This is a genomic window from Candidatus Eisenbacteria bacterium (genome assembly GCA_013140805.1).
In the GTDB taxonomy this organism is placed as follows: Bacteria; Eisenbacteria; RBG-16-71-46; order RBG-16-71-46; family RBG-16-71-46; genus JABFRW01.
This window is the reverse complement of sequence record JABFRW010000153.1, coordinates 1-6,454: the sequence shown is the minus strand read 5'-3', so window position 1 is coordinate 6,454 and position 6,454 is coordinate 1. Positions and strand designations below refer to the sequence as shown.

At 66.8% G+C, this 6,454-nt stretch carries 9 protein-coding genes; 8 read left to right on the top strand and 1 reads right to left on the bottom strand.

The window, feature by feature from the left end; translation table 11 throughout:
• Positions 1-13: 13 nt before the first annotated feature.
• The 3 genes from HOP12_12080 to HOP12_12070 all read left to right on the top strand — a co-directional run bounded on the left by HOP12_12080 (position 14) and on the right by HOP12_12070 (position 1,506).
• Entirely contained in the window at positions 14-883 is an 870-nt protein-coding gene (locus HOP12_12080) for a DUF3883 domain-containing protein (protein ID NOT34893.1), read from the top strand.
• Between the two features lie 75 nt (positions 884-958).
• Positions 959-1,183: a hypothetical protein gene (locus tag HOP12_12075; protein NOT34892.1), complete on the top strand. Its 225-nt coding sequence runs from the start codon at positions 959-961 to the stop codon at positions 1,181-1,183.
• Between the two features lie 77 nt (positions 1,184-1,260).
• Positions 1,261-1,506 (top strand): hypothetical protein, encoded by a 246-nt coding sequence (locus HOP12_12070; GenBank protein ID NOT34891.1) that lies wholly within the window; start codon positions 1,261-1,263, stop codon positions 1,504-1,506.
• A 359-nt stretch (positions 1,507-1,865) separates the two neighbouring features.
• On the opposite strand, the gene HOP12_12065 is transcribed toward HOP12_12070, so the two are convergent.
• Positions 1,866-2,909 carry a DUF814 domain-containing protein gene (locus HOP12_12065; GenBank protein ID NOT34890.1) on the bottom strand — a complete coding sequence of 348 codons (1,044 nt, stop codon included), beginning with the start codon at positions 2,907-2,909 and terminating at the stop codon, positions 1,866-1,868.
• A 117-nt stretch (positions 2,910-3,026) separates the two neighbouring features.
• Here HOP12_12065 and HOP12_12060 point away from each other — a divergent pair, with 117 nt between their 5' ends.
• The 5 genes from HOP12_12060 to HOP12_12040 all read left to right on the top strand — a co-directional run.
• Complete coding sequence (locus HOP12_12060; protein NOT34889.1) at positions 3,027-3,893, top strand: YicC family protein; 867 nt, start codon at positions 3,027-3,029, stop codon at positions 3,891-3,893.
• Positions 3,894-3,931: 38 nt separating this feature from the next.
• Positions 3,932-4,525 (top strand): guanylate kinase, encoded by a 594-nt coding sequence (gene gmk, locus HOP12_12055; GenBank protein NOT34888.1) that lies wholly within the window; start codon positions 3,932-3,934, stop codon positions 4,523-4,525.
• A 53-nt stretch (positions 4,526-4,578) separates the two neighbouring features.
• Complete coding sequence (locus HOP12_12050) at positions 4,579-4,782, top strand: DNA-directed RNA polymerase subunit omega (protein NOT34887.1); 204 nt, start codon at positions 4,579-4,581, stop codon at positions 4,780-4,782.
• A 64-nt stretch (positions 4,783-4,846) separates the two neighbouring features.
• Positions 4,847-6,064 (top strand): bifunctional phosphopantothenoylcysteine decarboxylase/phosphopantothenate--cysteine ligase CoaBC, encoded by a 1,218-nt coding sequence (gene coaBC / locus HOP12_12045; protein ID NOT34886.1) that lies wholly within the window; start codon positions 4,847-4,849, stop codon positions 6,062-6,064.
• A partial coding sequence (locus tag HOP12_12040) for a hypothetical protein (protein ID NOT34885.1) occupies positions 6,061-6,454 on the top strand: 394 nt, incomplete at its 3' end. The genes coaBC and HOP12_12040, both read left to right, overlap by 4 nt.

Here is a 6,454-nt window from a genome sequence, read left to right as displayed (position 1 = left end):
GAGAGGGGGGCGCGTGAGCAGTGAGGCTCAGCCAGCGGGCGTGCCCTGGAGCCCCGAGGAAAACGTCCTGATCGTCGAGGACTACTTCTCCATGCTCGTCGTCGAGCTCGAAGGCAGCCCCTACGTGAAGCGTCGGCACAATGAGGAGCTTCGCAAGCTCTTGCGCAATCGAAACAGCAGCTCAGTCGAGCGAAAGCACATGAACATCAGCGCGATTCTCGAACAGCTGGGTTTGCCATTCCTCGAGGGTTACAAGCCATACAGAAACTTCCAGCAATCGCTCGTCCCCGTGGTCCAAGTCTTCCTGGCGGCTCATCCGGAATTCTTCGCGCTGGTTGAAGGGGTTCAGTCCCGATTGCCGGCCCGAGAGGCTGGACCTAACGCTCACGAGCTTCGCGAGGTACGGCCACCCAAGGGTAGGCTCGATGTGCAGTACTCCTCTGATGGCAAGCCGCCGGTCATTCGCACGCTGGTCACCGACTACTTGGAGATCGAGCGCCGAAACCGCGAACTCGGCCAGCTCGGTGAGGAGTACGTACTCGAATATGAGCGGCTTCGCCTGAGGCTGGCAGGTCGGGACGTCCTCGCTCGCGAAGTCGTTCATGTCTCAAAAGTCGAGGGGGATCATGTCGGCTACGACGTGCGCTCGTTCGATCCCAAGACCAGCGAGCCTGTCTCCATCGAGGTGAAGACGACTAACTTCAACGCTCGTCGTCCGTTCATCATCTCGCAACATGAAGTTGAAGTGTCACGCGCGGAAGGTGCGCGCTACCGTCTCTACCGTGTCTTCAAGTTCAGTCAGGACCCTCAGTTCTTTTCGCTCCTAGGCCCGGTCGAGAACTCGGTGCGGCTCGAGCCGCTGAACTACCGTGGTTCGATCTAGCTCGAATCACCCAGTCGTTGACGCGCTGCTCCTCCCAGGCCAGGCTCCAGCCGGTGCCTCGATCGGAGGAGGGGAGTGACACGGAACGAAATGGCTCAGCGGATCGCGCGAGTTCTCAGCGCCGATCCCGATCTCTGCTTCGAGTTTTACGTCGCGGCGTCCGAGATCGTCGATGACTTCGACGATTACGGAGCGGCGATTCAGGCGAACGAGGCTGGGATCTACGACGAGCACACGACGATCGAAAAGCTGAGAGCTGCTCGCAACGCCGTCATCGCCCGGCTAAGAACGTCCGGCTAGCAGCACGGCGCACTAACCCCGGCAACACCCCCCGCCGATAACCTCCGCGTGCCGCATTACCTCACGCGGGAGGATCCATGAAGCGCCTCATGCTTGCCGGACTGTTGCTCGCGCTCTCGGGTTGCGCGATGGCGGTCGATCAGGACTCCGTGAAGGTCGCGCTGTCGGAACATCAGCGGGACTCCGTACTCGCTCTGCAGACCGCGATCCCGAACGCCTCGGTGGTCGGTCGCGCGCTCCAGATGGAGAAGCGCGTCGAGAGGCGCAACGAGAAGGTCAACGCGGAAGCCGGCAAGGCCGCGGACCAGAACAGCGGCGACTAAGCGCTGGCGGGCGCCGCCTTGAAACGCGTACACACGAGGCGCCCCTCCTTACAAGGACTCGAGCCTCGCCTTTCGTGAATCAAGCCCAAATGCGCACGATCTCGTGTTCGGCCCCGTGGCACGAATGCTGCGGTTCCATCCCCCCGGCTGAAAAACCCCGGACGGGGTCGAAGACCCGATGCAGCGCCACGTACCCAGGTGTCGCGCTGAACCGGATCGCAGGCGGCAGTCTCAATCGCCGCCCGAGTTCCGTCCTGATTCAATAGAGTGGCGCGTTCGGGAAGGTGGCGACGATCCTTTGCGATCCGATCCGCGTCTCGGGCGCGTCTTCATTTAGGCCGACCGAGGGACCCCGCGACTCACTGCTCAGGCTCCGCCTGGTCGGGCTCCACGAAGTCGGCGAGCGACTCGCGCGGTGGCTCGACGGGTCGCACGATCACGGTCTTTTCATTCGTGCAGACCGCGAGCCCCGGTGGGCCCTTGCGAGGCTTTCGCACGTACTTCTTGCGCGTCACGATCACTGGCACTTTGCCGGCGGTGCGCGCTTGCGAGTAGAACGCGGCCCACGCGCTCACCTCGTCGATCGTGGCCTTGGACGGTTCGTTCGCACCTTTGCCTCGCCGCAGCACCACGTGGGAGCCGGGGCTGCCGTGCACGTGAAACCAGTAGTCCTCGGAGCGCGCGAGGTGATGCGTCACGTAGTCGTTTCCTTCATTGCTGCGCCCGATCAGCACGTCCCAGCCTTCGCGCGTCTTGAGGCGCCGCGGCATCAGCCGCGCAGGCACACGCTCGCGGCCCTTGCCGAGCAACGCACCGGGTAGCGGCTTGGGTTTCGCAGCACGCGCGGCTGCGCTTCCCGCATCGTTCGCATCGGTCTGCGCGCGCACCCGCTTGGGTACGAGTCCGCCGCGCTGCATCTCGGACAGCGACGCAAGCGCGGACTCGAGGTCTCCATCGAGTGCCCCGTCATCGATCAGCGCGTTATCGCTGGCGCCTTCCTCGAGCGCCGCGACTCGCGCGAGCAGCACGGCGAGCGCGTGCACGTCAGCTTCGACCGCGCGCAGCCGCGGCGGCACTTCCTTCAAACCGCGTTCGGCCTTGGCGGCGCGCTTGAAGTAGCGCGCGGCGTTCACCTGCGCGCTCACCATCGGGTCGAGCACGATGCTCAGATTGTGCTCCTGGTTCGACGGGTCGGGCAGCGTCACCTCGGTGGCGCGCGGCGGCACTTGCTTCACATAGGTGAGCAGCGTTTCGCCCGCGCGTCTCAGTTCGCTCGCGAGCTCGGCCTCGGCCAGGTCGCGTTTCAAGCCCTCGACCTTGCGAGCGAGCCGTGCGTGCTGCTTCTTGAGCACCCGCGTGAGCTGCGTGCGGCGCTCCGAGACATCGTTGGGCGGTTGGGACATGGGGCCGACACGCTAGTAGAGCCCCTGACCGCGCGCAACGCCTCGCGTTGACCGAAGTGCGCGCCACAGGCTAACTTCCCGCCTCTTCGACAGGGGGCTTCCGGGATGATCCGCAGCATGACCGGCTACGGCGCGGCCGAGATCGAACGCGACGGGCAGCGCCTCACGGCCGAAATCCGCTCGGTCAATCACCGTTTCTGCGAGGTCCAGATCCGCGCCCCGCGCATGGTGAGCCTGTTCGAAGATCAGATCCGGCAGCTCGTGCAGGATCGATTCGCGCGCGGCAAGCTGAACCTGACCATCACCTGGAGCGGCGCCGGCGATGCCGGCGAGGTGCTGCGCATCAACGAGCCGGTCGCGGAGCGCTATGTCTCGCTCATGCGGCAGCTGCGCGACCGCTTCGAGCTGGGCGGCGACGTGCAGCTCGCGACCGTCGCCGCACTGCCGGACGTCTTCACGTGGGAGCACACCGCGCTGTCCGACGACGAGACCTGGGCGCTGGTGCGGTCGGTGGTCGACAAGGCGTGCGACAGCATGAACGACATGAAGGCGCGCGAAGGCGCGGCACTGGCGCGCGACTTCGAGCAGCGCCTTGGCATTCTGCGCCGCGAACTCGACACCGTGGTCGCTCGCGCCCCGCTCCGCCCGCAGGAGATGAAGGAGCGGCTCATGACGCGTCTGCAGGCGCTGCTGGCCGACGTCGAGATGGACCCGGCGCGCATCGCACAAGAAGTCACGCTCTACGCCGATCGCATCGACTGCACCGAGGAGTGCGTGCGACTCTCCGCGCACATCGATCAGTACAAGCAGCTGATCGCCAGTGAAGAGCTGGCCGGACGCAAGCTGAACTTCCTGCTGCAGGAGATGAACCGCGAGGCCAACACGATCGGTTCGAAGGCGAACGACGTCGAGATCCAGCGGTCCGTGATCATCGTGAAGGAAGAACTGGAGCGCCTGCGCGAGCAGGTACAAAACGTCGAGTGAGTACGGCGGGGGCCATGAGCGCACAGGTTTCGGTGCCGATGCGATTCGAACCCGCGGGCTTTCTGCTCGTGATCTCGGGGCCCTCGGGCGCCGGCAAGGGAACGCTCGTCGATCGCCTGGTCGCGCAACGCACCGACTGCGTGTTCTCGATCTCGTCGACCACCCGGCCGCGGCGCGTGACCGAGCAGGAAGGTGTTCAGTACGAGTTCGTGACGCGTGACGAGTTCGAACGGCGCCGCGACGCCGGCTCATTTCTCGAGTCGGCCGAGGTCCACGGGCATCTCTACGGCACCCCCTCTCGATTCGTCGACGAACAGGTGGCGAGCGGGCGTGTGGTACTACTAGACGTGGATGTGCAGGGTGGCGCGAGTGTCCGTCGGGTGCGGCCCGATGCCGTGTCGGTCTTCATCTATCCGCCAAGCCTGGATTCGCTGCGGCAGCGATTGCTGCAGCGCAAGACCGACGCGCCCGAAGTCGTGGAGCGCCGGCTTCACAATGCGCCGGAGGAACTGGCGCAGTATCGCGAGTACGATTATCTGGTGATGAACGACGATCTCGAGACTGCGGTCCGCCGCTTGATCGCGATCGTGGATGCCGAGCGCTCTCGGGTGCGCCGGCTCCGGGTGCACTAGCGCCCGCGCTCATCGATTCGAAGTCCTACCCGTTCGACAGGAGTTCAATCCTCATGGCCAGACTGGCATCGCTGATCCCGCCTCCGGGCGCCAACAAGTACGAGATCGCCATCATCGCCGCCCGCGAGGCGCGACGGCTGAACGAATGGTCACGCCGCACCGGCGAGGCCGTCCAGGGCAAGGTGACGTCGACCGCGATGCAGCGTGTGATTCGCGGCGAGGTGCCCTACGGCTACTACGAAGAGAACTACTCGTAGGCCGACGCGGCCGCGCGCTGCGAAGCCGGCGAAGCGCAGCGCAGCTGCTCCGCTCGCCGGCCGCCTGATCGGCCTGGGCGTCTCGGGCGGCATCGCGGCTTACAAGGCGTGCGAACTGGCGCGCTGGCTGCAGCTGCAGGGCGCGTCCGTGATCGCGATCCTCACCCCCGCGGCGACCGAGTTCGTCACCCCGCTCACCTTTCAGGCGCTGACCGGTAATCCGGTGGTGCGTGAACTGTGGGGCGATCAGGCTCCGCGCTTCCAGGTGCCGGCCGCGGCTGCGAAGAAGCTGCGCGGGCGAGTGGAACACGTCGACGTGGCCGAGGCGCTCGACCTGCTCGTGATCGCACCCGCCACCGCCGACCTGATGGCGCGCCTGGTGCACGGCAGCGCACCCGATGCGCTCACCGCGGTCGCACTCGCATGTCGCGCGCCAATCGTGGTGTGCCCGGCGATGGATCTCGAGATGTGGCGCAAAGCCTCGACGCAATCCAATGTGCGATCGCTGCGAGCGCGCGGCGCTCGGATCGTGGGACCCGAAAGCGGCGCGCTCGCGTCGGGGCTCGCAGGGCCGGGTCGGCTGGCGGCGATCGAGGCGATCGGCGCGGCCGTGATCGAAGCAGCCGCGTCTCGTGCCTCGATGGCAGGCGTCCGCGTGCTGGTGGGGGCGGGCCGCACCGAGGAGCCGCTCGACCCGGTTCGCATGCTCACCAATCGATCGAGCGGTCGCATGGGCTACGCAGTGGCCGAAGCCGCGCGCGATCGGGGAGCGAGCGTGACGCTGGTGAGCGGGCCCGCCGATCTCGACCCGCCCCACGGCGTCGAGCTGGTCGCGGTGCGACGCGCGGCCGAGATGGAGCGCGCCATGACGCTCGAGGCCGCACGGTCGGACGTGATCGTGATGGCGGCCGCGGTCGCCGACTATCGGCCCGCCCGAGTCTCGGCTCGAAAGATCAAGCGCACGTCGGATCGCGCGGTGCTCGAGCTGGAACCGAACGCCGACATCCTCGCCGGTCTCGGTGCCGCGCGCCGCAAAGGGCAAGTGCTGGTCGGCTTCGCGCTCGAGACCAACGACGGCATCCGTCACGCGCGCACCAAACTGCGCGTCAAGCGGCTCGACTTCGTGGTGCTGAACGCCCCCGAGGCATCGCTCGGCCGCGAGACCAATCGCGTCACGCTGGTGGATGCGTCGCGCGCCGAAGCGCTGGCCGAGATGACCAAGCGCGAAGTCGCCGAACGAGTGCTCGACCGCGTGATCGCGATCCGGGGCATGAAGCGATGAGCGAGCGCGAACTCGCGACGATCGTCTCGAGCGCGCGGCGCGCGCTCGAGCGCCTGGCCGCCGCGGGCGAGGGAGACCTGATCGTGAGCGGCGCGGCGGTGGCACGACGCGCCCGGCGGCTCGTGCCCGCACCCGAGCTTGAGGAGTTCGTGTTCACCGACACGCTGACGCCACCACAGGAAGCGCTGAACCCGCGCGACCTCGCCGCGCGCGGCACGATTCACGACCTCGCGCTGCCGGTGCTCGAGCAGGTCGCGGCCGAGGCGCGCGCATGCACGAAGTGCGGATTGTGCGAGACGCGCACCCACGCGGTGCCGGGTGTCGGCAGCGCGCGTACCGGCATCGTGTTCGTGGGTGAGGCGCCGGGTGCCGACGAAGACGCGAAGGGCG